This is a genomic window from Marseilla massiliensis (genome assembly GCF_016899955.1).
Taxonomy (GTDB): Bacteria; Bacteroidota; Bacteroidia; order Bacteroidales; family Bacteroidaceae; genus Prevotella; species Prevotella intestinigallinarum.
The window spans coordinates 75,636-102,600 of the sequence record NZ_JACJJL010000013.1 but is presented as its reverse complement, the minus strand read 5'-3'; the positions used below and the strand labels follow the sequence as shown (position 1 = coordinate 102,600).

At 51.3% G+C, this 26,965-nt stretch carries 16 protein-coding genes; 10 read left to right on the top strand and 6 right to left on the bottom strand.

Annotated features, from left to right (window positions below):
• Nucleotides 1-9 precede the first annotated feature (9 nt).
• The 7 genes from carA (at nucleotide 10) to H6B30_RS09060 (ending at nucleotide 12,508) form a co-directional block, all read left to right on the top strand.
• Nucleotides 10-1,086: a glutamine-hydrolyzing carbamoyl-phosphate synthase small subunit gene (gene carA, locus H6B30_RS09090; protein WP_205109799.1), complete on the top strand. Its 1,077-nt coding sequence runs from the start codon at nucleotides 10-12 to the stop codon at nucleotides 1,084-1,086.
• Nucleotides 1,087-1,094: 8 nt separating this feature from the next.
• Nucleotides 1,095-4,322, top strand: coding sequence for a carbamoyl-phosphate synthase (glutamine-hydrolyzing) large subunit (gene carB, locus H6B30_RS09085; protein WP_205109757.1), 3,228 nt, complete (start codon nucleotides 1,095-1,097; stop codon nucleotides 4,320-4,322).
• A gap of 272 nt (nucleotides 4,323-4,594) precedes the next feature.
• Complete coding sequence (locus H6B30_RS09080) at nucleotides 4,595-5,095, top strand: GNAT family N-acetyltransferase (protein WP_205109797.1); 501 nt, start codon at nucleotides 4,595-4,597, stop codon at nucleotides 5,093-5,095.
• 1,364 nt (nucleotides 5,096-6,459) lie between these two features.
• Entirely contained in the window at nucleotides 6,460-7,605 is a 1,146-nt protein-coding gene (locus H6B30_RS09075; RefSeq protein WP_205109755.1) for an efflux RND transporter periplasmic adaptor subunit, read from the top strand.
• Between the two features lie 15 nt (nucleotides 7,606-7,620).
• Nucleotides 7,621-10,731, top strand: a complete 3,111-nt coding sequence (locus H6B30_RS09070; protein ID WP_205109753.1) for an efflux RND transporter permease subunit — start codon at nucleotides 7,621-7,623, stop codon at nucleotides 10,729-10,731.
• Nucleotides 10,728-11,900 carry a TolC family protein gene (locus H6B30_RS09065; protein WP_205109751.1) on the top strand — a complete coding sequence of 391 codons (1,173 nt, stop codon included), beginning with the start codon at nucleotides 10,728-10,730 and terminating at the stop codon, nucleotides 11,898-11,900. Before H6B30_RS09070 ends, H6B30_RS09065 begins: the two co-directional genes overlap by 4 nt.
• Before the next feature lie 218 nt (nucleotides 11,901-12,118).
• Nucleotides 12,119-12,508 (top strand): DUF8479 domain-containing protein, encoded by a 390-nt coding sequence (locus H6B30_RS09060; RefSeq protein ID WP_239483819.1) that lies wholly within the window; start codon nucleotides 12,119-12,121, stop codon nucleotides 12,506-12,508.
• A gap of 129 nt (nucleotides 12,509-12,637) precedes the next feature.
• Here H6B30_RS09060 and H6B30_RS09055 read toward each other — a convergent pair whose 3' ends face one another.
• The 4 genes from H6B30_RS09055 to H6B30_RS09040 all read right to left on the bottom strand — a co-directional run bounded on the left by H6B30_RS09055 (nucleotide 12,638) and on the right by H6B30_RS09040 (nucleotide 18,831).
• Entirely contained in the window at nucleotides 12,638-13,369 is a 732-nt protein-coding gene (locus tag H6B30_RS09055) for a YebC/PmpR family DNA-binding transcriptional regulator (RefSeq protein WP_205109749.1), read from the bottom strand.
• A gap of 11 nt (nucleotides 13,370-13,380) precedes the next feature.
• Nucleotides 13,381-15,843 (bottom strand): phenylalanine--tRNA ligase subunit beta, encoded by a 2,463-nt coding sequence (pheT, locus tag H6B30_RS09050; protein ID WP_205109747.1) that lies wholly within the window; start codon nucleotides 15,841-15,843, stop codon nucleotides 13,381-13,383.
• Nucleotides 15,844-15,971: 128 nt separating this feature from the next.
• Entirely contained in the window at nucleotides 15,972-17,543 is a 1,572-nt protein-coding gene (locus H6B30_RS09045) for an NAD(P)/FAD-dependent oxidoreductase (protein WP_205109746.1), read from the bottom strand.
• A 457-nt stretch (nucleotides 17,544-18,000) separates the two neighbouring features.
• On the bottom strand, nucleotides 18,001-18,831 hold the full coding sequence (locus H6B30_RS09040; protein ID WP_205109744.1) for an alpha/beta hydrolase: 831 nt from the start codon (nucleotides 18,829-18,831) through the stop codon (nucleotides 18,001-18,003).
• A 318-nt stretch (nucleotides 18,832-19,149) separates the two neighbouring features.
• Between H6B30_RS09040 and thrA the strand changes: the two genes are divergently transcribed.
• The 3 genes from thrA to thrC all read left to right on the top strand — a co-directional run bounded on the left by thrA (nucleotide 19,150) and on the right by thrC (nucleotide 24,254).
• The gene (thrA, locus tag H6B30_RS09035; protein WP_205109742.1) at nucleotides 19,150-21,579 is read left to right on the top strand and encodes a bifunctional aspartate kinase/homoserine dehydrogenase I; all 2,430 of its coding nucleotides are present in this window, start codon (nucleotides 19,150-19,152) and stop codon (nucleotides 21,577-21,579) included.
• Nucleotides 21,580-21,627: 48 nt separating this feature from the next.
• Entirely contained in the window at nucleotides 21,628-22,878 is a 1,251-nt protein-coding gene (locus H6B30_RS09030; protein WP_205109740.1) for a cofactor-independent phosphoglycerate mutase, read from the top strand.
• 74 nt (nucleotides 22,879-22,952) lie between these two features.
• Nucleotides 22,953-24,254 carry a threonine synthase gene (gene thrC, locus H6B30_RS09025; protein WP_205109738.1) on the top strand — a complete coding sequence of 434 codons (1,302 nt, stop codon included), beginning with the start codon at nucleotides 22,953-22,955 and terminating at the stop codon, nucleotides 24,252-24,254.
• Nucleotides 24,255-25,281: 1,027 nt separating this feature from the next.
• On the opposite strand, the gene H6B30_RS09020 is transcribed toward thrC, so the two are convergent.
• Together H6B30_RS09020 and H6B30_RS09015 are read right to left on the bottom strand one after the other, a co-directional pair.
• Complete coding sequence (locus tag H6B30_RS09020) at nucleotides 25,282-25,614, bottom strand: cupin domain-containing protein (RefSeq protein ID WP_205109736.1); 333 nt, start codon at nucleotides 25,612-25,614, stop codon at nucleotides 25,282-25,284.
• Nucleotides 25,615-25,642: 28 nt separating this feature from the next.
• Nucleotides 25,643-26,962, bottom strand: a complete 1,320-nt coding sequence (locus H6B30_RS09015) for a YihY/virulence factor BrkB family protein (protein ID WP_249084661.1) — start codon at nucleotides 26,960-26,962, stop codon at nucleotides 25,643-25,645.
• Between the last annotated feature and the right edge of the window lie 3 nt (nucleotides 26,963-26,965).

The window sequence follows — 26,965 nt, the reverse complement described above, 5'->3', positions numbered from 1 at the left end:
CCATATATGATGAAGAACGTAACATTGGTTCTTGAAGACGGAACAGAATTTCGCGGCAAGTCATTCGGTTACGAACAACCAGTTGCAGGCGAAGTAGTCTTCAATACAGCGATGATGGGTTATCCGGAGAGCCTGACCGACCCCTCATACGCCGGACAGTTGATGACACTGACTTACCCACTGGTGGGAAACTATGGTGTTCCCCCTTTCACTATTGCCCCTGACGGCATAGCAACGTTCATGGAGAGCGACAAGATCTACGCATCGGCCATAATCGTTGCAGACTACAGTGAAGAGTATAGTCACTGGAATGCAGTCGAGAGCCTGGCCGACTGGCTGAAGCGTGAGCATGTGCCCGGCATCACCGGCATAGACACCCGCCAGCTGACCAAAGTGTTGCGTGAGCATGGTGTAATGATGGGAAAGATTCTTTTCGACGACCAGCCGGACAACATACCTCAGGCAGATTACGAAGGCGTTAACTTTGTTGACAAAGTGAGCTGCAAGGAGGTCATACGTTACAACGAAGGCGCCGGAAAGAAAGTCGTACTGGTTGACTGCGGCGTAAAGAACAACATCATACGATGCCTCATCAACCGTGGTGTGGAAGTTATCCGCGTGCCATGGAATTATGATTATACGGGCATGGACTTCGACGGTCTTTTCCTCGGCAACGGCCCGGGCGACCCGGACATGTGCGAAGACGCGGTCAACATCATACGCAAACAAATGAGCCTTTCACGCAAGCCTATATGCGGAATATGCATGGGCAACCAGCTTCTGGCCAAAGCCGGAGGCGCATCAATATACAAGCTCAAATACGGTCACAGGTCGCACAACCAGCCGGTAATGGAAGTTGGAACCACAAGGTGCTACATAACAAGCCAGAACCATGGCTACGCTGTCGATGCCAAGACGCTCGGCAGCGACTGGAAGGAACTGTTCGTTAACATGAACGACGGGTCAAACGAAGGCATATGCCACAAGGAGAACCCCTGGTTTACAAGCCAGTTCCACCCGGAAGCCTGCTCAGGCCCTGTCGACACTGAATTTATGTTTGACCGTTTTGTTGAAAAATTGAAGTAACAGTAACTATGAGAGACGAAAATATAAAGAAAGTCCTGTTGCTCGGCTCAGGCGCATTGAAGATTGGCGAAGCTGGCGAATTTGACTATTCCGGTTCACAAGCGCTGAAGGCACTGCGTGAAGAAGGAATATATACCGTATTGATAAACCCAAATATCGCGACCGTCCAGACATCCGAGGGGGTTGCCGACCAGATTTATTTCCTGCCCGTACAGCCGTATTTCGTAGAGCGCGTAATCGAAAAGGAGCGCCCCGACGGCATACTGTTGGCTTTCGGCGGACAGACAGCCCTCAACTGCGGTGTGGCGTTGCACCAGAGCGGAGTGCTTGAAAAATACAACGTACGCGTGCTCGGCACCCCCGTCCAGGCTATCATGGACACCGAAGACCGCGAGCTTTTCGTAGAAAAACTCAATGAGATTGGCGTCAAGACCATCAAGAGCGAGGCGTGCGAAAACATAGAGCAAGCCCGCAAAGCCGCCAAGGAATTGGGCTATCCCGTTATCCTCAGGGCCGCATACGCCCTTGGCGGGTTGGGCAGCGGATTCTGCGACAACGAGGAAGAGCTTGACAAACTGGCCGAAAAGGCTTTCTCTTTCTCGCCTCAGGTTCTCGTAGAGAAGAGCCTGAAAGGCTGGAAAGAAATAGAATATGAGGTTGTGCGCGACCGCTATGACAACTGTATCACGGTATGCAACATGGAAAATTTCGACCCATTGGGCATACATACAGGCGAGAGCATAGTCATAGCACCATCTCAGACCTTGACAAACAGCGAGTACCACAAGCTTAGGGCGCTGTCTATCAAGATTATACGACACATAGGCATAATCGGAGAATGCAATGTGCAGTATGCCTTCGACCCACAAAGCGAAGACTACCGCGTAATCGAAGTGAACGCCCGCCTGAGCCGTTCGTCGGCGCTCGCATCCAAAGCCACAGGCTATCCCTTGGCTTTCGTCGCCGCCAAGCTGGGCATGGGCTACGGCCTGTTTGAGCTGAAAAACTCGGTCACGAAGACAACAAGCGCCTTTTTCGAGCCTGCCCTCGACTATGTGGTCTGCAAAATACCACGGTGGGACCTCAGCAAGTTCCGTGGCGTTGACAAAGAGCTTGGCTCATCCATGAAGTCGGTAGGCGAGGTGATGGCCATCGGCCGCAACTTTGAGGAAGCCATACAGAAGGGTTTGCGCATGATAGGGCAAGGCATGCACGGCTTTGTCGAGAACAAGGAACTTGAGATACCCGATATCGACGCTGCATTGCGTGAGCCTACAGACAAGCGCGTGTTCATCATCTCGAAAGCCATGCACAAGGGTTACACCATCGACCAGATACATGAGCTGACGAAGATCGACAAGTGGTTCTTGCAGAAACTGAAGCACATCATCGACATCGACGAGCGCATGAAGGCCTTGAAGAGCATAAACAACCTCGACAAGGAACTGCTGCGCGAGGCCAAGGTCTACGGATTCACCGACTTCCAGATTGCCCGTGCCGTGGGCTTGGAAACAGAACTGAACAGCATGGCCAAGGCCGGCCTTGTGGTGCGCAACCTGCGCAAGAGCTACGGTATACTGCCATATGTCAAGCAGATAGACACCCTGGCTGCCGAATATCCGGCACAGACCAACTACCTGTACCTCACCTACGCCGGCGTTGCCCACGACATTACGTTCGAGCGCGACAAACGCTCAATCATTGTGCTTGGCTCCGGTGCCTACCGCATTGGCTCGTCTGTAGAGTTCGACTGGTGCGGTGTGCAGGCCCTGCAAACCATACGCAAAGAAGGCTACCGCTCGGTGATGATAAACTACAACCCGGAGACTGTTTCCACCGACTATGACATGTGCGACCGCCTCTACTTCGACGAGCTGACCTTTGAGCGTGTGATGGACATAATCGACCTTGAATGCCCACACGGAGTGATTGTCTCTACAGGAGGACAGATACCCAACAACCTGGCAATGAGGCTCGACGGACAGCACGTGCCCATTCTCGGAACATCAGCCAAAGACATTGACAATGCCGAAGACCGCGCCAAGTTCTCGTCGATGCTCACCCGCAACGGCATAGACCAGCCGGAGTGGAGCGCCCTCACCACGATGGAAGACATCAACACGTTCATATCAAAGGTGGGCTTCCCCGTGCTGGTACGCCCGTCATACGTATTGTCGGGTGCCGCCATGAACGTATGCTCCAACCAGGAAGAGCTTGAAAAGTTCCTGCGCCTGGCAGCCAATGTAAGCGAAGACCACCCAGTGGTGGTAAGCCGCTTCATAGAGCATGCAAAAGAGGTTGAGATGGATGCCGTGGCCCGCAATGGCGAAATAATAGCATACGCCATCAGCGAGCACATTGAGTTTGCCGGAGTCCACTCTGGCGACGCCACCATACAGTTTCCCCCGCAGAAGCTGTATTGCGAGACTGTGAGGCGCATCAAGCGCGTAAGCCGCAAGATAGCAGAAGAGTTGCACATCAGCGGCCCGTTCAACATACAGTTCCTTGCAAAAGAAAACGACATCAAGGTGATTGAGTGCAACCTGCGCGCATCACGCTCGTTCCCATTCGTAAGCAAGGTCTTGAAAATCAACCTGATTGAACTTGCAACGAAGGTGATGCTCGGACTTCCCGTAGAAAAGCCCAGCAAGACTCTCTTCGACCTCGACTACGTGGGCATCAAGGCAAGCCAATTCTCGTTCAACCGACTGCAGAAAGCCGACCCTGTGCTCGGCGTTGACATGGCTTCAACGGGCGAGGTGGGCTGTCTTGGCGATGACACGAGCACGGCCTTGCTCAAGAGCATGCTCTCTGTTGGACAACGCATACCTGAAAAGAACATATTGCTTTCTACAGGTAGCGCCAAGCAAAAGGCCGAGATGCTCGATGCCGCACGCATGCTCGTTGAGCACGGATACAAGCTGTATGCCACCAGCGGCAGTTCCAAGTACCTGTCGGAAAACGGGGTGGAGAACACCGAGGTGTTCTGGCCATCGGAAGACAAGCAGCCGCAGGCCATTGACATGTTGCACAACCACGAGATTGACCTTGTGGTGAACATACCCAAGAACCTGACTGCAGGCGAGCTTACCAATGGCTATAAGATAAGGCGCGCAGCCATCGACCTGAATGTTCCGCTGATAACCAACAGCCGTCTGGCAAGTGCCTTCATCAATGCGTTCTGCCGAATAAAGCTCGACGACATCGACATTAAGAGCTGGGCTGAATATAAGTAGAATAGCAAATTACGTGTATTAGCAAAGGGAGTTGCCAAAAAGCAACTCCCTTTTTAACCCAAACAGGCCCTTTAATGCTCGATGTTTGTTTTCACGGTCGTTACATGCGTCACAAACTCATCGCCCCACCCCGCCGCATATTGTTTGCGCTTTGTATCTACGCAGCCCGCTATGCCACCGGCAACGGGGCAGGCCGATATTCACGGCCAGCGGGATGGAACAGCCTGATTGTTGAATGCCCGATTGGGGATAAATGTTTACTTTGAATCATGATTATCAGAAATGTTTGCAATACCGACGCCACTGCCATAGCCAACATATACAACGAATACGTAACCGGCACGACTGTTTCATTTGAGCTGGAACCGGTCACAGTTGAAGAAATGTCGAAGCGAATAATTGAAATATCGGCGTCGTTCCCCTATTTTGTATGCGAAGACAAGGGCAACGTCGTCGGCTTCTGCTATGCACACCGATGGAAAGAACGCAAAGCGTATGAAAACACTCTCGAAACCACGGTGTATATATCACGTTCGCACCACGGGCATGGCGTTGGCCGACAGCTGATGGAGCGCCTCATCGACGCATGCCGCACAAAGGGATGCCACGCCTTGATAGCATGTATTACGGGCGACAATGAGCCGAGCATCAACTTCCACGAGAGGCTTGGTTTTACCAAGGTGTCACACTTCAAGCAGGTAGGACGCAAATTTGGCCGATGGCTCGACGTGGTCGACTACGAACTGCTTTTGACCGATGGCCAAATGCGATGACAGCCAACGAAAGAAATCAGAACAGGCACAGGCATATCAATTGCGGCGTGTGCCTGTTCCGATTGCGCCATACATCCAGTAGCGTCAGACAGGCGGCAGTATTCGCCCCACCGCCGTTCACCCCCACCCTGTATGCCTGCAAACATTTGCTTGCGGCCTAAAGACAACCAGCCGGGATGACTTGGCTTTAGTGCCTAAGCCGGCAAACAAATCAACTAAAAGAATTCCCACCACCACGCTTTATCCCAAACCGACTGCCGGGAGCCATAAACGCATACACCCTATTGTCAAATCCTCTGCTTACAGTGTCCGCGAAGTCGCAGCATTCTGCCGTAGGCTGCATGGGCCTGCAAGTTGCCGTAAGGAGCAATTAAGCATTTGGCACACAAGACATGAATGCCCCAACCATCATCTGCATGCATCATGCTTAAATTGGGATTAAAACCCGGCAATGATGTTTTCCTGTACGGAAGATTCCTGCACGCAGCATTTCCGACTGCAACAAACAATCCAGCGCGCCACACTCAACCATCTGGCATTCAGCGGTTTGCCGTATGGGTCGTTTTGGTTGACCAAACGGCCCATACGGCAATGCAAAACGGCTGTCGTCGTTTGGCCATACGGGCCGAATCTCACCCAAGAACGAACCGGCCCTACTACCAATATTATTCCATACATCACCCATTGCCGCCATGCCGGCATGCCGATAAACTGTGGCTGACCAACTGAAAAGCCAATCTGCCAGACGAAACAAACACTAAACGCTCCCTTACGTCACCTTGCCGGCCCAGAATGCACACGGCAGCATGCTACTGATTCTATTAATTAGGTGTTCAAAATTGATTGACATCAGATTGTGCGCTATTTCGGAGATGCATGCCAAAGTCCGAAGATTGAGCGTAGAGGGCTACTCGCCCGATGAGACTTTGGCATGCGGCCAGAAAGAGCACACAAGATGGTGGCGAAGATATTGAGGACACATGCAAGGTCAATTGTATCGGTTTATTTTGAACAGCTACTTAAGACGGCAAACAAATTGAATGTCAATGGCGTGGAATCATATAGGCTGCTTATGGCCGACAGATGGGTAAGTAAAAACAACTACCATCATGGCATACGATGCGTACCCCAAAACGATAACACCGATGCACTGTTTGCCCAACCGGCATCCGCTACAATCCGGCACTGTTGCAGACGGCAATCCACCCGACGACATGGCGCATCTATAGGCGCGTTACATTAAACAAGGCCCTGGCCGCAGCATGAAATAGCCTAAACGCGTACAGGTACAGACAACATTTGCAATTGGGTTGCAAAACATCTTATATACCTTTGCAACCTGAAACAAAACAAACAAACACTTTATGAAACTACATCATTTCACTATTGGGGTCATGGCCTTGGCTTTGACGGTTTCGTGCGTCAATGATAAAGAAAGCAAAACAACAAGCAATGCAACGCAGGAACAAAAGTCGGACGCAAAAAGCCATTCAGACGAAATAATAATAAGCGCAGAACAAGCAAAGAACATTGGCTTGGCAGTAAAGACAATCAAGCCGGCATCATATTACGGGTCGATACCCGTGGGAGGAAAAATCGTTGAAGCGAGTGGCGACGAACGAACCGTTGTTGCCAGCACTTCGGGCATTGTTTCGCTGAACAGACAGCTCACTGAAGGCACCCGTCTGAACAAAGGGGTTGCGGTGATGAACATCTCTGCCAACAACCTGCAAGGCGGAAGCCCGACGCGCAATGCCCGGATAGCGTTTGAGACAGCAAAAAAAGACTATGAACGTGCCACAAAAATGGTTGATGACAACATCATATCCAAGAAAGAGTTCAATGCCATAAAAGCACAATACGAAGCAGCTTTAGTAGCCTACAAGGCCCTGCCCGACGACGGGAAGGGAGGGGTGAGCATTGTCGCCCCCATCTCAGGCTACGTGAAGTCATGCAACGTGAAAGACGGAGACTATGTCACCGTTGGGCAGCCCATGCTGAGCATAACGCAAAACAAACGCCTGTACCTGCGGGCCGAACTGCCTGAAAAGTATTATGACATGCTCGAAATCATATCGTCTGCCACATTCAAACCTTCGTACAGTGACACCGTCTACGACCTAAACAAGCTCAATGGCAGGATAGTGGCTGTGGGCAAGACCACTACAGCCTCGCCGGGATATATACCGATAACCTTCGAGTTCAACAATGCCAAGGGAATCATGCCGGGTGCTTTCGCCGAGATATGGCTGCAGACCTCAGCCGGGAAAGAGGCGTTGGCAGTACCTGTAAGCGCCATAACCGAAGAACAAGGGGCCTATTTTGTATACATAAAGACCGACGCCAGCTGCTATAAGAAGCAAGAGGTGAAGATTGGCATGACTAATGGCGAGCTTACAGAAATAGTAGACGGACTGAAGGGCGGCGAACAAGTAGTGACCGAAGGAGCCGTTAACGTAAAGCTGGCAGCATCAAGAAACGCAATACCGGCCCACAACCACAACCATTAAAACAGTCAGAAACGTATGCTTAACAAAATAATCCGATTCTCACTGCACAACCGCCTGATTGTCCTTGTGGCGGCTGTAGCACTAATCATACTCGGCGGATTCACGGCCCACAACACAGAAGTAGATGTTTTTCCCGACCTGAACGCCCCGACAGTGGTAGTAATGACAGAAGCCAAGGGCATGGCCGCCGAAGAGGTGGAACAGCTCGTGACATTCCCTATAGAGACTGCCGTGAATGGCGCCACAGGGGTAAGGCGCGTACGTTCGTCGTCGACAGCCGGCTTCTCAGTGGTATGGGTAGAGTTCGACTGGTCGACAGATATATACATAGCCCGGCAAATAGTTTCTGAAAAACTGTCGGCAATGGCCAACGAACTGCCCGACAACGTGGGCACGCCAACGCTCGGCCCCCAGTCGTCGATACTGGGCGAGGTGCTTATAGTTGGCCTCACGGCAGACAGCACCTCAATGTTAGACCTGCGCACCTTGGCCGACTGGACCATCAGGCCAAGGCTACTGTCTATAGGCGGCGTGGCCCAAGTGTCGGTATTGGGCGGCGACATAAAGGAATACCAGATACTGATACATCCGCAGAAGATGAAGCATTTCGGCGTCAGCCTGTCTGATGTGCTCAACGCAACAACAGGCATGAACCAAAACACCAATGGCGGCACCATATACGAATATGGCAACGAATACATCATCCGTGGCCTCGTTTCGTCAGACAACATAGAGGACATAGGCGACGCAGTGGTGAAATCGACAAACAACATACCCGTGACGCTCGCCGACATTGCCGAGGTGAAAGTGGGCCCGCAAACCCCACGGCTTGGCGTAGCGTCGGAAAAAGGCAAGCCGGCGGTGCTCATGACCGTCACAAAGCAACCTAACACAGGTACGATAGAACTGACCGAAAAACTTGAGGACGCCCTGAAAGACCTTCAGAAAAACCTCCCTTCAGACATCAATGTGTCGACAGACGTGTTCAGGCAGTCGCGTTTCATCGAGAGCTCTATCGACAATGTGAAGACATCGCTTTACGAAGGGGCCATCTTTGTGGTTATAGTGCTGTTCCTTTTCCTGGCCAACACCCGCACAACAGTGATTTCGCTCATCACGTTGCCGGTATCGTTGCTTGTTTCAATATTGGTAATGCACTATATGAACCTGAGCATCAACACCATGAGCCTCGGCGGACTTGCAATAGCCATTGGCTCACTGGTGGATGACGCCATAGTTGATGTGGAAAACGTATGGAAGCATTTGCGCGAAAACAGACAGCTGCCGGAGAACCTGCGCAAATCCACGCGCGAAGTTGTGTTCAACGCTTCAAAGGAGGTTCGTATGCCCATACTCAACTCTACACTCATCATTATAGCCAGCTTCGTGCCTCTGTTCTATCTCAGCGGCATGGAAGGACGAATGCTGATACCGCTGGGAATAGCATTCATCGTGGCACTTCTCGCATCGACAATTGTTGCGCTTACTCTGACTCCTGTGCTGTGCAGCTATCTGCTGAGCAATAAAAATGGCTCCGGCAAAGAAGACAGGGAAGCATTCATGGCCACATGGCTAAAGAAACACTACCACACTGCGCTGCTGTGGGCTTTGGCAAACAAGAAGAGCGTACTGGGAGGCTCGGTGGCTCTCTTCATTGTTGCCGTATGCATGTTCTTCACCTTAGGCCACAGCTTTCTTCCATCGTTCAATGAGGGTTCGTTCACTATCAACGTAAGCTCGATGCCTGGCATCTCGCTTGAGGAATCGGACAAGATTGGCAAAAGAGCCGAAGAGCTGTTGCTGTCAATACCCGAAATAAAGACCGTTGCACGCAAGACGGGGCGCGCTGAGCTCGACGAGCATGCGCTCGGGGTCAATGTTTCTGAGATTGAAGCACCCTTTGAGCTAACGGACAGGACTCACAAGGAAGTGCTGGACGACATAAGGCACAGGCTATCAGCCATCAGCGGGGCCAACATAGAAATAGGCCAACCGATAAGCCACCGCATAGATGCCATGCTGAGCGGAACGCAGGCAAGCATAGCAATAAAGCTTTTCGGCGACGACCTGAACAAGATGTTCGCAATCGGAAACAGGATAAAAGACGAGATAGCCACCGTAGACGGCATAGCAGACCTCAATGTAGAGCAACAGATAGAACGGCCGGAATTAACCATCAGCCCCAAACGCAAACTATTGGCAAAGCACGGCATCACCCTCGCCGACTTCAACTCGTTTGTCAGTGTGAACTTGGGAGGCGAAACGGTTTCGCAGGTTTATGAGGACAAAAAGAGCTTCAACCTGGTGGTAAGGGCCGCCGACAGCGACAGGGGCTCAATGGAACGGATAAAAGACTTGATGATTGACACACCCGACGGCGGCAAGATTCCGTTGACAGAAGTGGCTGAGGTAAAGTCGACCACTGGTCCAAACACCATCAACAGGGAGAACGTGAAACGAAAAATCGTTGTCTCTGCCAACGCCAGCGGCCGCGACCTGCGCAGTGTGGTCAACGACATTCAGGCACGCATTGACAACAACATCAAGCTCCCCGAAGGCTATCACATTGAATATGGCGGACAATTTGAAAGCGAACAGAGCGCCAGCCGAACCCTTATGTTGGCGTCGGCGGTGAGCATAGTCATCATGTTCCTCCTGCTATACCTGCAGTTCAGGAATGCTCTTGAAAGCGGGGTAATATTGCTCAACCTGCCACTGGCACTGATAGGCGGGGTTTTCGCACTATGCCTTACTACAGGCGAGGTGAGCATACCGGCCATCATCGGCTTCATATCACTGTTCGGCATAGCAACTCGCAACGGCATGCTGCTAATAAGCAGGTACAACACCCTGCAACGTGAAGAAGGGCTTTCGCTGAAAGAAAGCATTATGAAGGGTTCGCTGGACAGGCTAAACCCTATTGTGATGACTGCATTGTGCTCTGCACTGGCGCTGATACCACTGGCACTGCGCGGCGACTTGCCGGGCAATGAAATTCAAAGCCCGATGGCAAAAGTCATATTGGGTGGACTGCTTACGTCGACATTCCTCAATGCGTTCATCGTACCCATCATATATGAACTGCTAAACAAAAAGAACATAACCAATAATAAACCGACAAAATGAAACAAAAGATACTGATGGCTTGTGCCGCAATGTGCATCGCTTGCACCATGGACGCCGCCAGCATTGACAGTGTTCTACACTGCATCGAACAAAACAACATTGAACTGAAGGCTCTTAAAAAAGACTACGAAGCCGGTTGCCTTGAGATAAAGTCACAAAACAACCTCGAAGACCCGTCGGTTGAATACAGTCCGTTCTTCAACAAGGCGGTCAATGGCGTTGCCAGCTCCGAACTGGTGGTATCCCAAGGCTTTGACTTCCCAACCGTTTATGCCGCACGAACAAAATCGGGAAGACTGCAACAAGAAGTCCTCAGGCAGGAATATAACAAGTCACGGCGCGACATTCTGTTCAATGCCAAGACGCTGTGCCTGGATTTCATCATGCAAACAAAAAAGAAAACGCTGCTGAAAAAAAGAGGTGACAACGCTCTCAGGCTGTTGCAAATGTATGAGAAAAGACTGGAAGACGGAAACGCCAATATCCTTGAGGTAAACAAAATCAAGATGGACTTGATGAATGTAAGGACTGAAATAGCGCAAGCCGAGGCTGAACGCATTGCCACGATAAACTCGCTCTCGGCCTTGAACGGCAACTCGCCAATGCCACTAAACGGCATGGAATACCCCGCAACGCCCGACGGCGATGGTGAGGCGCTATTGCAAAATGCACTCAACAACGACAATGACATACACGCCGCAGCTGCTTCTGCCAAGGCCTCGGAACAGGATGTGAAGGTGAACAAACAAAACTGGATGCCAAAACTGCAGGTGGGATACCGAAGAAACACCGACGGCAGCGATGCCAGCAATGGTTTTCTGGTTGGTGCATCATTCCCGCTGTTTTCGAGCCGGAACAAGACGAAAGCAGCAAAAGCCAAGATGGAGAACGCACGGCTTAATCTTGAGAATACAAAAGCAATGGCAGAAAATGGCATAAAAACCAAGATACAGCAAATGAAACAACTCAAGCAGGCAGCACAGGCTTACGATGAAGACTTGATGATAGAAACTCTAAGACTGTTGGACAAGGCTGTGGAAAGCGGGCAGATATCGATTGTGGAATATTACTCTGAGTCTGATGTGATTTATCGGAACCTGCAGGCGAGCATCGAGGCAGAACGCCAATATCAAGGGGTGATGGCCGACATTTGCAAGAATGACATCTGACGCAAGCTGGTGCAACGCCTATTGCGGCTATATCGAAAGACTACGACGACATTATTATATTTATTTGCAGCCCCTGTTACATCTTCTGAATTAGAAAACAAATTGCAGTTGCTGATGAATAATGGCACGATGCACCATTTCATGATAAAAGGTGTATCGTGCCATTGTCGTTCACGAGTATTTTAGTAACTTTGCGGCAACAAATAAACTATACGACAATGAAAAGAACGATGTTTATGTTACTCTTGTCCGGATTGCTATTATCCTGTCAGGAAAGCCTTGAAGATAAATGTGCCCGGGAAGCCAAGGAATACACAGAAAAGAAATGCCCGGCACCTATCGGCGAAAACATTGTGATAGACAGCATGAGCTTTGAACGCTCCACACACACACTGCATTATTATTACTCCATAAAAGGAGCAGCAGACAGTAACCCCAACATAAATACTTCTGAGGCTTACAACCTGTTGCTATCACAAATAAAGAATGCCACTTCAATAAAAGACTACAAAGACGCAGGTTATAACTTCGCCTACACTTACCGCTCAGGGAAAGACAAAAACAAGGTTGTTTTCGAGGCAGTATTCAAGCCTGAAGATTATAAGTAACACACATCATGGCAACAGGCTTGGCCCAATAAGATTATTTTAATATAATGAAGCGAGGGCAACCCGACCTTCCTTGTTCCGGGTAACCCTCGCTATTCTTGTATTGATTGTGCCTCGACAAATATGATTTTAGGCCTCTTCGGGTTTCATATTTGTATATACGTTCTGCACATCGTCGTCATCCTCAAGCAGGTCGACCATCTTGTTGATTGTCTCACGCTGCTCCGGCGTAACGTCCTTAAGGTCATTAGGTATTCGGGTAAACTCGGCACCGGTGACCTCAAGGCCCATACCTTCAAGATGCTTCTGTATGTCGCTGAAGCTCGTAGGCTCTCCGTAGATTGTTATTTCGCCGCTCTCTTCATCTTCATCATACTCGTCATCGACACCAAAATCAATGAATTCGAGTATCAGGTCGTCCATATTCAGCCCGTCTTTCTTCTTGAATGTAAACACGCACTTCTGGTCAAACAGGAATGAAAGCGAACCTTGTGTACCAAGATTGCCGCTGAACTTATTGAATACAGCGCGAACATTTGCAACCGTCCTGGTTGTGTTGTCAGTGGCAGCATCAACGAAGATGGCTATGCCGTGAGGGCCATATCCCTCGTATGTCACCTCCTTGAAGTCTTTCTGGTCTTTCCCCAATGCATTCTTGATAGCACGCTCAATGTTGGCGTTAGGCATGTTCTCGCGCTTGGCTGTCTGTATGATTGCGCGCAGATGAGGGTTGTTCTCTGGCTCAGGTCCACCAGCCTTGACTGCTATTGCTATCTGCTTACCAATCTTTGTAAATGTGCGGGCCATGTGCCCCCATCTCTTAAGCTTTGTTGCTTTACGATATTCAAATGCTCTTCCCATCGGAGTGTTTATTAACGGAGCTCTGCCCCAAGTTTATTCTTTAAGTTTGTTATCAGTTTAGTCATTATCGAATCGATCTGCTTATCGTTGAGAGTCTTTGCCTCGTCTTGCAGTATGAAGTTGACTGCATAGCTCTTCTTTCCTGACGGAAGATTCTTTCCTTCATACACGTCGAAGAGCTCTACTCCCTTAAGCAGTTTCTTCTCCGTCTGCCTTGCCACTTCTTCTATAGCGGCAAACTCTACTCCGTTATCAACAAGCAGAGCCAAATCGCGGCTGACAGCGGGGAACTTGCTAATCTCGGCATACAAGACCTGGTTCTTGCCTACGGCCTTCATAAGGGCTGTCCAATCAAGCTCGGCGTAGTAAACCGGCTTTGATATATCTACGGTTTTCAGCAGTTTGGCGCTTACCACGCCCATCTCGGCGAGCTTTTTGCCGCCACGGTTCTCTATTGTTAAGCCGTGGGCAAAAACATCATTAGCGCTTTTCTTCCGCACTGTCATGCCTTGCTTCAGCCCTATGCGGTCGAATATGTTGCGCACATAGGCCGCAAGCTCAAAGAAGCTGCTGTCTTCGTTGGGATGAGCCCAACTGCCATCGACACGCTTACCGGTAAGCCACAAACCGAGATGATAGCTTTCCTTGTATGCCGCTATGGGATTTTCAGTGTTTTGCTTTGCCGGGTCAAAGTGGTAAACATTGCCAAATTCAAACAAGCGCAGATTGGGATTCTTGCGCTTTGAATTGTGCTCTATGCTTTCCAAACCACCAAAGATGAGAGTCTGGCGCATAACATTGAGGTCTGTGCTGAGCGGATTCATTATCTTAACGCAGTTTTCCTGCTTGTAAGCATCGAACATGTCGTAATAAGCTCCGCGCGTCAACGAATTGTTAAGAATCTCATTGAATCCGCATCCCACAAGCTGCTCACCAACAATATTGGCCAGTTTGTGCTTGCGGTCTTCATCACCTTTAACAGCAAGACAGCCTTTCAACTGCGATGGTATTTCAACGTTGTTGTAACCATATATACGCAAAATGTCCTCTACAACGTCGCACGGGCGTTGAACATCAACCCTGTATGCCGGAACTAGCAGTTCCAAACCGTTGTCAGACTCAGACAATATCTTCATGTCAAGGCTCTCGCAGATGCTCTTGATGGTTGAGTGTGGGATATCCTTGCCTATAAGTCCGGTTACATAATCGTACTCCAAGTCAACCGTAAATCCATTCATTGGCTCAGGATATTCGTCCCTTATCTCCATGGACACACTTCCACCGGCGAGCTCTTTGCACAATATTGCAGCTTGCTTCAACGCGTATATAACTCCTTCCGGGTCAATGCCGCGCTCGAAGCGGAATGATGAATCAGTGCTTAATCCGTGGCGGCGCGCGCTCTTGCGTATCCAAGTCGGATGGAAATAAGCGCTCTCCAATACCACATTCCGCGTAGTCTCGTACGTGCCGCTGCCCTTGCCGCCAAACACTCCGGCAATGCACATCGGTTCTTCGGCATTACATATGCTTAAGTCATGGGTGCCCAACTCGTGCTCTACGCCGTCGAGCGTAACAAACTTTGTACCTTCCGGCTGTGTGCGCACCACTATCTTGTGGCCTGTCACCATATCGGCATCAAAACAGTGCATGGGCTGCCCATAGGCCATCATTATGTAATTGGTAATGTCTACAATGTTGTTTATCGGCCGAAGTCCTATCACCCGCAACTTGTTTTGCAACCACTCAGGACTCTCCTTCACCTCGCAACCGGTTATGCTTACGCATGCATATCGTTTGCAAGCGTCACGATTGACAATCTCCACGTCGATAGGCAAGTCATGATTGTCAACAGAGAACTTTGAACAATCGGGGCGATGCAAGCTCGTCTCATAGCCATTGCACTTCAGCCACGCATACAAATCACGGGCAACACCCCAGTGAGACAATGCATCGGCACGGTTAGCAGTGATGTCTATCTCTATCACCCAGTCGCTTTCCAGGTGATAATATTCTGCGGCAGGCTGACCGACAGGCGCATCGTCGGGCAGCACGATTATACCGTCATGGCTGTTTCCGACACCAATCTCATCCTCGGCACATATCATGCCATAGCTATCAACCCCTCTTAACTTGGACTTCTTTATGACAAACTCCTTGTCGCCATCGTATAGCACGCACCCCAAGTCTGCAACGACAACCTTCTGTCCAGCAGCCACATTGGGAGCGCCGCACACAATCTGCGACGGAACATCACGCCCCAAGTCAACCGTTGTGACATGAAGATGGTCGGAGTTAGGATGAGCTTCGCACGTCAAAACCTTGCCTACGTACAAGCCTTTAAGGCCTCCTTTAATGCTTTGAACCTCCTCAAGCGCATCTACCTCAAGCCCTGTTGAGGTCAAAGCATCACAAACTTGCTGCGGAGTAAGGTCAAAGTCAACGTACTCTTTAAGCCATTTGTACGAAATATTCATTATAGTGAATCTTTATTTTAACCAAATTTTGGCGCAAAAATACTACTTTTCTGCCACTTATGCAAATTTTTCTTTGCTTGTTTCTTATTATTCTAATGTGCTGCAGACAGAAGAAACGACCAAAGACGTCATCTCGCCGCCAAATATTCATGGCACATCTCTGCACACCTCTCGCCATCAATGGCGGCCGACACAATTCCTCCGGCGTATCCGGCGCCCTCGCCACAGGGGAAAAGCCCGGCCACACCAACGTGCATGAGCGACGCCGGATCGCGCACTATGCGCACCGGGGCCGACGTGCGTGTCTCTATAGCAATCATGACTGCATCGTTGGTCAAGAAGCCGCGGCTCATGCGCCCGAACTCCTTGAACCCTTCGCGCAATCTGTCTGCCACCTGGGCTGGAAGCCAGAAATGAAGCGGCGAGGATATCAAGCCGGGAGAATACGAACTGCGCGGCAAGTCATAGCTGAGCTTTCCGTTGACAAAGTCGACCATGCGCTGCGCCGGAGCGGTCTGTCGCATATTGCCTTGGATCCAACAATCATGTTCGAGCCTTTCCTGCCAGTGCATCATTTTCAGAGGATCGTCACCTTCGACGTCCTCGACTCGCGTTTCTACAACCATGCCACTGTTCGACCATTTTCCCCCTCTATTGCTCGGGCTCATGCCATTTACAACAATCTGCCCATCAGAAGTGGCGGCAGGTATCACAAAGCCGCCGGGGCACATGCAAAACGAATAAACCCCTCGGCCGCCAGACTGAGTGACAAACGAATATTCTGCAGCCGGCAAATATTTGCCACGCCCTGCCGGATTATGGTATTGTATTCTGTCTATTAATTCCGATGGATGCTCGAGCCTGACGCCAACCGCAATGCCCTTGGGCTCTATTTCAACCTTCGCCTCGGCAAGATATCGGTAAACATCCCTGGCCGAATGGCCTGTTGCCAATATCACAGGGCCGTGTAATGTAAGGCCGGCACCCGTGCGCAAGTCGGTTGCGTCGATTCCTTCCACATGACCTTCATGTGAAATCAGCAACCTGTCCATGCGTGTCTGGTGGCGCACCTCACCACCTGACGATATTATCGTCTGGCGCATTCGCTCAATAACTCCCGGCAAACGGTCGGTTCCTATGTGCGGATGGGCGTCTGCCATTATTGCCGTTGAGGCCCCATGCTGACAAAAAACGCCAAGTATCTTATCCACATTACCGCGCTTCTTGCTCCGTGTGTACAGCTTGCCGTCTGAGTAAGCGCCGGCTCCACCCTCGCCAAAACAATAATTGCTCTCGCCATTAACCTTCTGCGTACGTGATATGTCGGCAAGATCTTTCTTGCGCTCCCTGACATCCTTGCCACGCTCTACGACCACCGGACGCAGTCCCAGTTCTATTAGCTTAAGAGCAGCAAACAACCCCGCAGGGCCTTCACCGACCACAACAACCTGCCTTGAACCTGAGACATCGGGATATTCTACCGGGACATAAGGCAAGTCTGACGGTTCTTCATTGATGTAAACACGCACTTTAAGATTCACATATATAGTCCGCTGGCGTGCATCTATGCTCTTGCGAAGCACCCTGACGGCCTTAACCGTACGCACGTCAAAACCATGCTCACTTGCCAGATACCTGCAAATTGACTCTTCGCCGGCTGCCACATGAGGCAGTACCCTAACCTGATATTCGTTGATCATCCTGACTTTCGTTTTATAACTCTGCTCTCAATTGCCATTTGAAGCGGGTAACTGCACACAAAACCGTAATGCAAACAAAAGCCACCGCGACCGAAAGGCAATTGATTGAAACACATTGCAAATGTAGACAAATTATTGCAAACGACAAAACCCAGACGAAACAAATAGCGTACGGACGACGTTAAGCAGCCAATATAAATGTGATGTATGCCAAGATTTGCACCTTCATGCCACGTTTTCCGCCTGCGATTCCAACCAAGTCTTGCCTATCCACAACATAGCGCCCGGTGTATCGCACAGACAACAGCATAATCAAGAAACTCTATCGGACGCATTACTCTGGGCCCACATCAATCACCAGCCACAGAAGCCGCTTTAACGACAAATCATGGAAAGAATGCCAATCCAATGCATTCTTTCCATGATTTGCCACATGTAGCCTTGACCACAAAAACCGTCAGAAGCTGTTCAGCCATGCCTTAAAGTCAAGCAGCATCTCTATGTGATAAGGGAAACTCTGCTTCATGCCCCAACCATGACCACCGGTGGGATAGACATGGAGCGACGCCGGAACGTCGTGACGATAACAGGCGAGATAGTAATTGACGCCATTGGCAGGCAAAACGGTGTGGTCGTCATCGCTCAACAGAATGTACGCCCTTGGCGTCACCCTGCTCACTTGCCTGTCTGTGCTGTACTCCTGCTCTGTTTTCTTGCGCGCATCCTTTCCAAGGAAATTGTCATGCGAACCGATATGGGTGAACCCCGGGTTCATCGTAATCACCGGATAAAACAGTATCTGGAAATTAGGAGCTGTGTTGCCCTTGCCCATGGTGGCCACCACAGATGCCAGGTGACCGCCGGCCGACGAGCCCATGATGCCCACCTGGTCAACATCTATGCGCCACTCTTTGGCATTGCGCCTCACCAAGCGCATCGCTTCCATCGCATCGCTTACCGGCACTTTGCGGTTGCCGTGAGGCATGCGGTATTTCAACACTATGGCTGCGATGCCCTGACTGGTAAAGAACTCGGCCCAGTCTGTGCCCTCATGCTCCATTGCCAACATGGCGTAACCGCCACCGGGACATATCACCACAGCGCGCCCCGTGACATGCTTCACATCCGGCAGATACACATAGACCCTAGCCGTATCCTTCAAATCCGAGCTTTTCTCCGGGGCACCATTCGGCCATAAGTCCAAGACTATGGGCTTGGTGGCTGCCGAGACAACCGACGAACATAACAGGAACAATAATGCGGGTAACGCTTTAAGTATATTCTTCATAATGAATTTGCTCTGAAATATGTGATTGCAAAGATAACTCTTTTAGCGGAGAACACAAAAGAAAACGGTTCTTTTTATCAAAACGGATGTGCATTATCACCTACACGACATTGCCATGCAGCAACTATGGCATGCGGTGTCAATGCCATCAAACCGCAATACAGCAAAAACAAAATATGGCCTGCAGGGTTCCATTTTATCATCAAAAAGTTGTTTATAACAACAATTATTGCTAATTTTGCACAGATTATTATAAAAGGAGAAAACAGAGTCCCGTTTGCTGAGGGAGATTACAGAACAAAAACAAGCACCAAGAAGATGAAAGTAATGAAATTCGGCGGAACATCCGTAGGTTCCGAAGAAAGCATACTCAGCCTGAAACGCATTGTCGAAGCTGAGAACGACGACGTGATAGTAGTGGTAAGTGCGCTTGGCGGCATCACCGACAAGCTGATAGAAACCTCGAAGATGGCTGTCAACGGCAACGAGGGTTACGTAGACGAGATTGAAGCCATGGCGCAACGCCACCACAATATGATAGACGCCATCATTGCAGACAAGGACAAGCACGACCGTCTGCTCGCCATCATAGACGGCCTTCTTGAGCAACTTCGTTCAATATATTATGGCGTTTACCTCATACGTGACCTCAGCGAAAAGACCAAGGCGGCCATTGTCAGTTATGGCGAGCGCCTCAGTTCACAAATAGTAGCCACGCTCATTGACGGCTCCAGATGGTATGACTCCCGCGAATTCATAAAGACCACACAGAAGCACGGCAAGCATGTGCTCGACAGCGAGCTCACCCAAAGGCTTGTGCGAGAGACCTTTGCCGAAATTCCGAAGGTCTCGCTGGTGCCTGGATTCATCAGTTCCGACGAATGCTCGGGCGAGACAACCAACCTCGGCCGCGGCGGAAGCGACTACACGGCAGCCATCATTGCCGCCTCCCTTAATGCCGAAGTGCTCGAGATATGGACAGATGTCGACGGGTTCATGACCGCCGACCCCAGGGTGATACACACCGCCTACACCATCAATGAACTGAGTTACATCGAGGCTATGGAGCTGTGCAACTTCGGCGCGAAAGTAATCTACCCGCCTACGATATACCCGGTATGCGTGAAAAACATACCGATAATGGTCAAGAACACGTTCAACCCCGATGCGCAGGGCACTGTCATCAAGGCCACCGTCGACAACGACAAAAAGCCAATCAAGGGCATATCAAGCATCAACGGCACCACGCTGATCACCGTAACCGGCCTGTCGATGGTTGGAGTGATTGGCGTCAACAGACGCATATTCACAGCCCTGGCCGACAACGGGATATCAGTATTCATGGTTTCGCAGGCCTCCTCGGAAAACTCTACGTCGATTGGCGTGCGTGACGAAGACGCCGACGAAGCCGTAAACGTGCTCAACAGGGAGTTTGCCAAGGAGATACAGACCGGAGCCATGTTCCCAATGCATGCCGAAAGCGGCCTTGCAACAATTGCCATCGTGGGTGAAAACATGAAGCACACGCCAGGCATAGCCGGCAAGTTGTTCGGCACACTGGGCCGGAGCGGCATCAGTGTCATTGCCTGCGCCCAGGGCGCGTCGGAGACCAACATCTCTTTCGTGGTCGACTCGCGCTTCCTACGCAAGTCGCTCAATGTCATCCACGACTCTTTCTTCCTCAGCGAATACAATGTGCTGAACTTGTTCATCTGCGGCATAGGCACTGTGGGCGGCAACCTCATCGAGCAGATTCGCTCTCAATATGAAGAACTGAAACGCACGCGGAGGCTGAAGCTCAATGTCGTTGGAATATCCAACAGCAAGAGGGCAATGTTCTCGCGCGACGGCATAGACCTCTCTTCTTACCGCGAGCAACTCGAGAAAGCAGAGCCGAGCAATGTCGACCACCTGCGCAATGGCATCATCGGCATGAACATATTCAACAGCGTATTTGTAGACTGCACTGCCAGCGGCGAGGTGGCCGGGCTTTACCAGGCGCTTCTCGAGCACAACGTGTCGGTGGTGGCAGCCAACAAAGTGGCAGCGTCGAGCGACTATGACAGCTACTTAAAGCTGAAAGAAACGGCCTTGAGGCGTGGGGTGAAGTTTCTCTTTGAAACAAATGTAGGCGCCGGACTGCCCATCATTGGCACAATAAACGACCTGCGGTCGTCGGGCGACAAAATACTGAAGATTGAAGCAGTGCTGAGCGGAACGCTCAACTTCATATTCAACGAGATATCTGCCGACGTTCCGTTTTCAGAAACCGTGCGCAGGGCCAAGGAACAGGGCTACAGCGAGCCCGACCCGCGCATAGACCTCAGCGGCAAGGACGTGGTTCGAAAGCTCGTCATCCTGGCCCGCGAGGCAGGCTACAAGGTTGAGCAGGAAGACGTTGAGAAGCATCTGTTCGTGCCCGACGAGTTTTTCAAAGGCAGCATAGACGACTTCTGGCGCAACCTGCCTTCGCTCGATGCCGGGTTTGAAAGCAGGCGCAAGGCCATCGAGGCCGACAACAAGCGATGGCGGTTTGTTGCCAAGATGGACCGCGGACGCACAAGCGTGTCGCTGGAGGCTGTGGGCAGCGACCATCCGTTCTACAACCTCGAAGGCTCGAACAACATAATAATGCTCACAACCGAGCGCTACCGAGAATACCCCATGCTCATCCAAGGCTACGGGGCCGGCGCCGGGGTTACCGCTGCCGGAGTGTTTGCCAACATCATGTCGATAGCAAACATCTGACAAACAAAAACCAACCGACAACACAACAAAAACAAACAGGACAAAGAAATGAAGCATATCATAATACTTGGAGACGGTATGGCCGACCACCCGGTTGAAAGGCTGGGCGGCCAAACGCCGTTGCAATACGCCGACACGCCGTATATGGACATGCTCGCAAGAAAGGGGCGAACCGGCAGACTGATGACAATACCCACAGGGTTTGCGCCTGGCAGCGAAGTGGCAAACTCAGCCATACTGGGCTACGACCTTAACAAGGTGTACGAAGGGCGCGGCCCACTCGAAGCCGCAAGCATTGGGTATGAAATGCAACCCGGCGACATGGCCATGAGATGCAACATCATCACGCTTGCCGACGGACGCATAAAAAACCACCACGGGGGCCATCTGACCACCGAGCAAGGCGACACGCTGATAAAATATCTCGACAGCCGACTGGGCAACGACCGCATAAAGTTCATCACCGGCACACAATACCGACACTTGCTCATCATCCGCGGTGGCAACAAACACATAGAATGCGCACCACCTCACGACCATCCCGACGAGCAGTGGCGCCAATTGATGGTGAGGCCGGAAAGGGGCTACGACACCGACGGGGCTGACGCTGCGGCCGCCGCTGACGGCCGGCTGACGGCCAAGGCAACCGCCGAACTGATAAACAAGCTGATATTGGAATCGCAAGAACTGCTCGAAAGCCATCCTTTCAACAAGGGCAGGGCCGACAGGGCCAACTCGATATGGCCGTGGAGCCCCGGATACAGGCCATCGATGAAACCGCTTTGCGAAATGTTTCCAAACGTGGGCAAAGGCTCTGTAATATCGGCTGTCGACCTGATAAGGGGCATAGGCCACTATGCCGGGCTGCGAAACATCTGCGTTGACGGTGCAACGGGGCTTGCCAACACCAACTATGAAGGCAAAGCCCGTGCTGCCATCGACGCCCTGAAGACCGACGATTTCGTTTTCCTTCACCTCGAAGCCAGCGACGAAGCCGGCCACGACGGCGACCTCGAACTGAAACTGAAGACGATAGAATACCTTGACCACCGCATCGTGGAACCTATATACAACGAGACGAAGGCTTGGCAAGAGCCGGTGTGCATGGCCATACTGCCCGACCACCCCACCCCGGTAGAAATTCGCACTCATGTAGACGAACCGGTGCCGTTCATCATCTACCACCACGGAATAAGCCCCGACGCCGTGGAAACATACAGCGAACTGAGCTGTGTAAACGGGGCCTACGGACTGCTGCGCCTCGACGAGTTCATGAAAACGTTCATGGCCATTGAGTAAGCCCGGACGTGCAAACCACCACGACGGCACCGACAGAACAAGCAACTGAACACAAAGATAAAACCGACAAACAAATGAGATATTACAGCACAAACCATAAGGCACCCACGGCTTCGCTCGCTGAAGCTGTAGTCAACGGACTGGCCGGCGACCGCGGACTGTATATGCCCGAGCGCATAGTGCCGTTGCCCGAAGAGTTTTTCACCAACATGGCACAGATGACGTTTGCCGACATTGCCTGCACCGTGGCCGACGCATTCTTCGGCGACGACATTGAACAGGGCGAACTGCACCGAATAGTAAGAGACACGCTTGCGTTCGACTGCCCCGTGGTGCCGGTGACGGACAGCATCTACAGCCTCGAACTGTTCCACGGGCCAACTCTGGCCTTCAAGGACGTGGGCGCACGGTTCATGGCCCGCCTGCTGCGCCATTTCTCAAAGGCCGACAACGGCGAAACGGTCAACGTGCTTGTAGCCACGAGCGGAGACACCGGTTCGGCCGTAGCCAACGGTTTCCTGGGCGTTGAGGGCATACATGTCTATGTGCTTTACCCCAAAGGCAAGGTCAGCAAGATTCAGGAATGCCAGTTTACCACCCTTGGCCACAACATTACGGCCATCGAGGTAGACGGCGTTTTCGACGACTGCCAGGCGCTGGTGAAAAGCGCTTTCATGGACACGGAGCTCAACAGGCACATGAAACTGACATCTGCCAACTCAATAAACGTGGCGCGGTTTCTGCCGCAGGCGTTCTACTACTTCAACGCCTATGCGCGCATGAAGGAACTCGGAAAGGCCGACAACCTTGTGGTATGCGTGCCAAGCGGCAACTTCGGCAACATCACGGCCGGGCTGTTTGCGCGGGAAATGGGATTGCCCATCAAGCGGTTCATTGCCGCCAACAACGCCAACGACGTGTTCTACCAATATCTGCAGACTGGCAACTACGCCCCCAAGCCAAGCATTCAGACCATTGCCAATGCCATGGACGTGGGCGACCCAAGCAACTTTGCACGCATACTGGAACTGTATGGCCACGACCACGCAGCCATAAAGGCAGTAATCTGCGGGGCCACCTATTCGGACGACAGCATACGCGAGACCATGAAGACTTGCCACGACTCATTCGGTTACGTTCTCGATCCGCACGGGGCATGCGCATTCAGAGCCCTCAGCGAGGGTCTGGCCGACGATGAGAACGGGGTGTTCCTGGAGACTGCCCACCCGGCAAAATTCAAAGAGACGGTTGAAAATGCCATTGGCCAAAAGATAGGCATCCCGGCCAGGCTGGCTGAATTTATGAAGGGCGAAAAGCAAAGTGTGCAGTTGGGCAAAGACTTCTGCGGATTCAAGAGCTTTCTCATGTCTGAGTGACACCCCGACAGAACCAAAGACACACTGCATTTCTTATCACCATGCGGCAATCCCCCGCCACCATAAGGCCCCTTGAGGCTGTATGGCGGCGGGGAATTAACTGTTGGCTGCTCATTGGGTGGATGATACGTATGGCGGCCAAAACGTCAGGCGACCGATGGATTGTTTGAGGTTGCGCTTTTGCCCTGGGCAAATCTACCGGCAGCACCATGCTGAAATATCTTTACTTGCGAGCATTCCGTGCTGCCCTTACTGCCATTCGGCACCACGACTCGGCCCGTTTGGCATACCCAAACGACCAGTCTGGCCGTACGAAACGGCCTTTGCTGCAAGCCGGAACGGGGGGGAGTACACAACCATCTGACACTCTGTCCATTGCCGCACAATGCAGTTGGAAGATGATAAGCGGAAATATCACAACACAAACAAAGACCCACAAGCGAAAGAGCAGATGCACACAACTGTCTATAAACGCAACCCCGCGACAATGACGGACATTGCGAGGGCACCGGGCAACGTCGGCCACAAGGCGGCCTTGCATTGTTTGGAGGCTGGAAACGGCTTTAACCGCCACTACCTACTTGGGGCAGCTACATTGTGACTTCAACACTCCGATACTGCATTTCACCGCTACCTTGACCTGTCGGGATGCTGTCGCCGACGGCAATTTGCCGCGACCCCACATCCAGGCAATGCCTTTGTTTGGCACCACCCTATCGGCAACCAGGCGCCAAATGCCTGAAACGACATTATTTTCAATGTGATTCCAAAGCGTTTTCATACCCGTGCCACGAATTTGCGTGCGGCTTTGCCTTGGCATCTACAGCCATGCCTTGGACAACGGCTTGGGCCGACCGGCCCTGCTACAGACCGAAATAGCCGGGACATAACAACATGCTTGGGATAAAAACGCAAAGCCAAGCCACGGTGCAAGCACAAAAGCCGCACCATGGCTTGGCCATGTTCCGACAGCCGGCACCACCATTTCGGTGAAGCCACAGCCCAATGTCGAGGCAAGATTACGTTGTCAATGATGCTCGGGCACTATGGCAAAATACACCACGTCGGCGTCGCCATCGTTGAACATTGCATGCGAATGCCCCATAGGGCAATAATGCACACTGCCCGGGCCGAATGACTCAACACCGTCATCATAGCGGAAATGGCCCTTGCCGCTTATGATATAGACAATCTCGCTGTTCTGCTCATGAGTATGGTAACCGCTCGATGCACCCGGCTTAAGGCGGCTCATCATTACCTTGTTCTTGGAATCTATGAAATTGCGGGTATCCAATTCACCCTCGCCGCCCTTGAAATTGAAGAGCGCCTCCTCCTGAATCTTGCTGAAATCAATAATCATATTCTTATAGTTTTAATAATGAATAGCGTCATAAGTCTTTGAGAAGGATGGCCCGCGATTCGTGTAAATACTTGCGGCGCATCTCCATTGCCTTGCCCCAGAGCTTGCCGTAATGCTTACCTATGGCAAGGTCTATCTTCCATTTGCCCTGGGCTTCCAGGCTGTCAATCATCACACCCAGGCTCAATTTCTCTATGTTCATCGCCGGCATGTAGCGTGTCTGCTCGCCTTTCTCGTCCGACGAGATGCCTATCACCAGGTGGGCCTCTATCAGCTTGTACAGCAAATCGTTTACAATGCGTATGGGTATGTTGGTCTCTTCGCGCAACTCGAAAGCATTGTATGGCTTGCCGCCTTTGTCAAAACGCTTGCAGATGCAGCTCATTATCATAGCGCAGAGCAATATGCGGTACCTGTGGCTGATGTCGGCCGTGTTGGTATTGTAATCATAATACTCCAGATTTTGGTTTGTGTAACACAGCTCCGCCCCGAAAAGACATATTATCCACGAAATCTGAACCCACAGCATGAAGAGCGGCAAGGCTGCAAACGAACCGTATATTGCATTGTAGCTCGAAACCCATATCTGCGAATTGATATAGAACAGCTGCAGCCATTGCATGGCAACGCCGGCCAATATGCCCGGCACAATGACGTTGCGCACCTTGACATGGGTGTTGGGCATGAACACATAAAGACCTATGAACATGGCCGACATGAGCCCGTAGGGCAGCAAATCGATGAGGAAACGCTTGACGGGATCGAGCAGTGTGACGTCGGGCAGATGGTCGACAACCGTGGCCATGAATATGGACAGACCCGACGTGACGACTATAAGTATGGGGAAAAGCAACAGCATGGCCAGGTAATCGGTGAACGTACGGAAGATGCTGCGCTGCTTTTTCACCTGCCATATCTCGTTGAACGTCATCTCAACGTTGTTGATAAGCATCAATACCGTGTAAAGCATGAATACAAGTCCGATGCCCAGGAACACGCCGCTCTTGGTGTGTACGAGGTAGCTGTTGACGAAACCGATTATTATGTCGGCGGCCTGCGGCTGCGACTGGAACGCATCACGGAACCACATCTCGATATACTTGTTGTATCCAAAGCCACGGGCGATGGCAAAGACAACAGCCAATATGGGAACGATGGCCAGCAATGTGGAATATGTCAGGGCTGCCGCCTCGTTGACCACACGCTTTGTTGTGAAGAAACGTATGGCCAGCATAAGCTTCTTCAACACCTCCAGCAAGAGGAAACGCAACGGAGACGTGTCGTCTCTCGACACTCGCCAGATGCCCACTTGCATGAACCTGACTATGCGCGCAACCTTATCCTTCACCTG

Coding starts and splice junctions, on each gene's coding strand:
- carA (WP_205109799.1), top strand. CDS start 10: ATGAAGAACGTAACATTGGTTCTTGAAGACGGAACAGAATTTCGCGGC.
- carB (WP_205109757.1), top strand. CDS start 1,095: ATGAGAGACGAAAATATAAAGAAAGTCCTGTTGCTCGGCTCAGGCGCA.
- H6B30_RS09075 (WP_205109755.1), top strand. CDS start 6,460: ATGAAACTACATCATTTCACTATTGGGGTCATGGCCTTGGCTTTGACG.
- H6B30_RS09070 (WP_205109753.1), top strand. CDS start 7,621: ATGCTTAACAAAATAATCCGATTCTCACTGCACAACCGCCTGATTGTC.
- H6B30_RS09065 (WP_205109751.1), top strand. CDS start 10,728: ATGAAACAAAAGATACTGATGGCTTGTGCCGCAATGTGCATCGCTTGC.
- H6B30_RS09060 (WP_239483819.1), top strand. CDS start 12,119: ATGAAAAGAACGATGTTTATGTTACTCTTGTCCGGATTGCTATTATCC.
- H6B30_RS09055 (WP_205109749.1), bottom strand. CDS start 13,369: ATGGGAAGAGCATTTGAATATCGTAAAGCAACAAAGCTTAAGAGATGG.
- pheT (WP_205109747.1), bottom strand. CDS start 15,843: ATGAATATTTCGTACAAATGGCTTAAAGAGTACGTTGACTTTGACCTT.
- H6B30_RS09045 (WP_205109746.1), bottom strand. CDS start 17,543: ATGATCAACGAATATCAGGTTAGGGTACTGCCTCATGTGGCAGCCGGC.
- H6B30_RS09040 (WP_205109744.1), bottom strand. CDS start 18,831: ATGAAGAATATACTTAAAGCGTTACCCGCATTATTGTTCCTGTTATGT.
- thrA (WP_205109742.1), top strand. CDS start 19,150: ATGAAAGTAATGAAATTCGGCGGAACATCCGTAGGTTCCGAAGAAAGC.
- H6B30_RS09030 (WP_205109740.1), top strand. CDS start 21,628: ATGAAGCATATCATAATACTTGGAGACGGTATGGCCGACCACCCGGTT.
- thrC (WP_205109738.1), top strand. CDS start 22,953: ATGAGATATTACAGCACAAACCATAAGGCACCCACGGCTTCGCTCGCT.
- H6B30_RS09020 (WP_205109736.1), bottom strand. CDS start 25,614: ATGATTATTGATTTCAGCAAGATTCAGGAGGAGGCGCTCTTCAATTTC.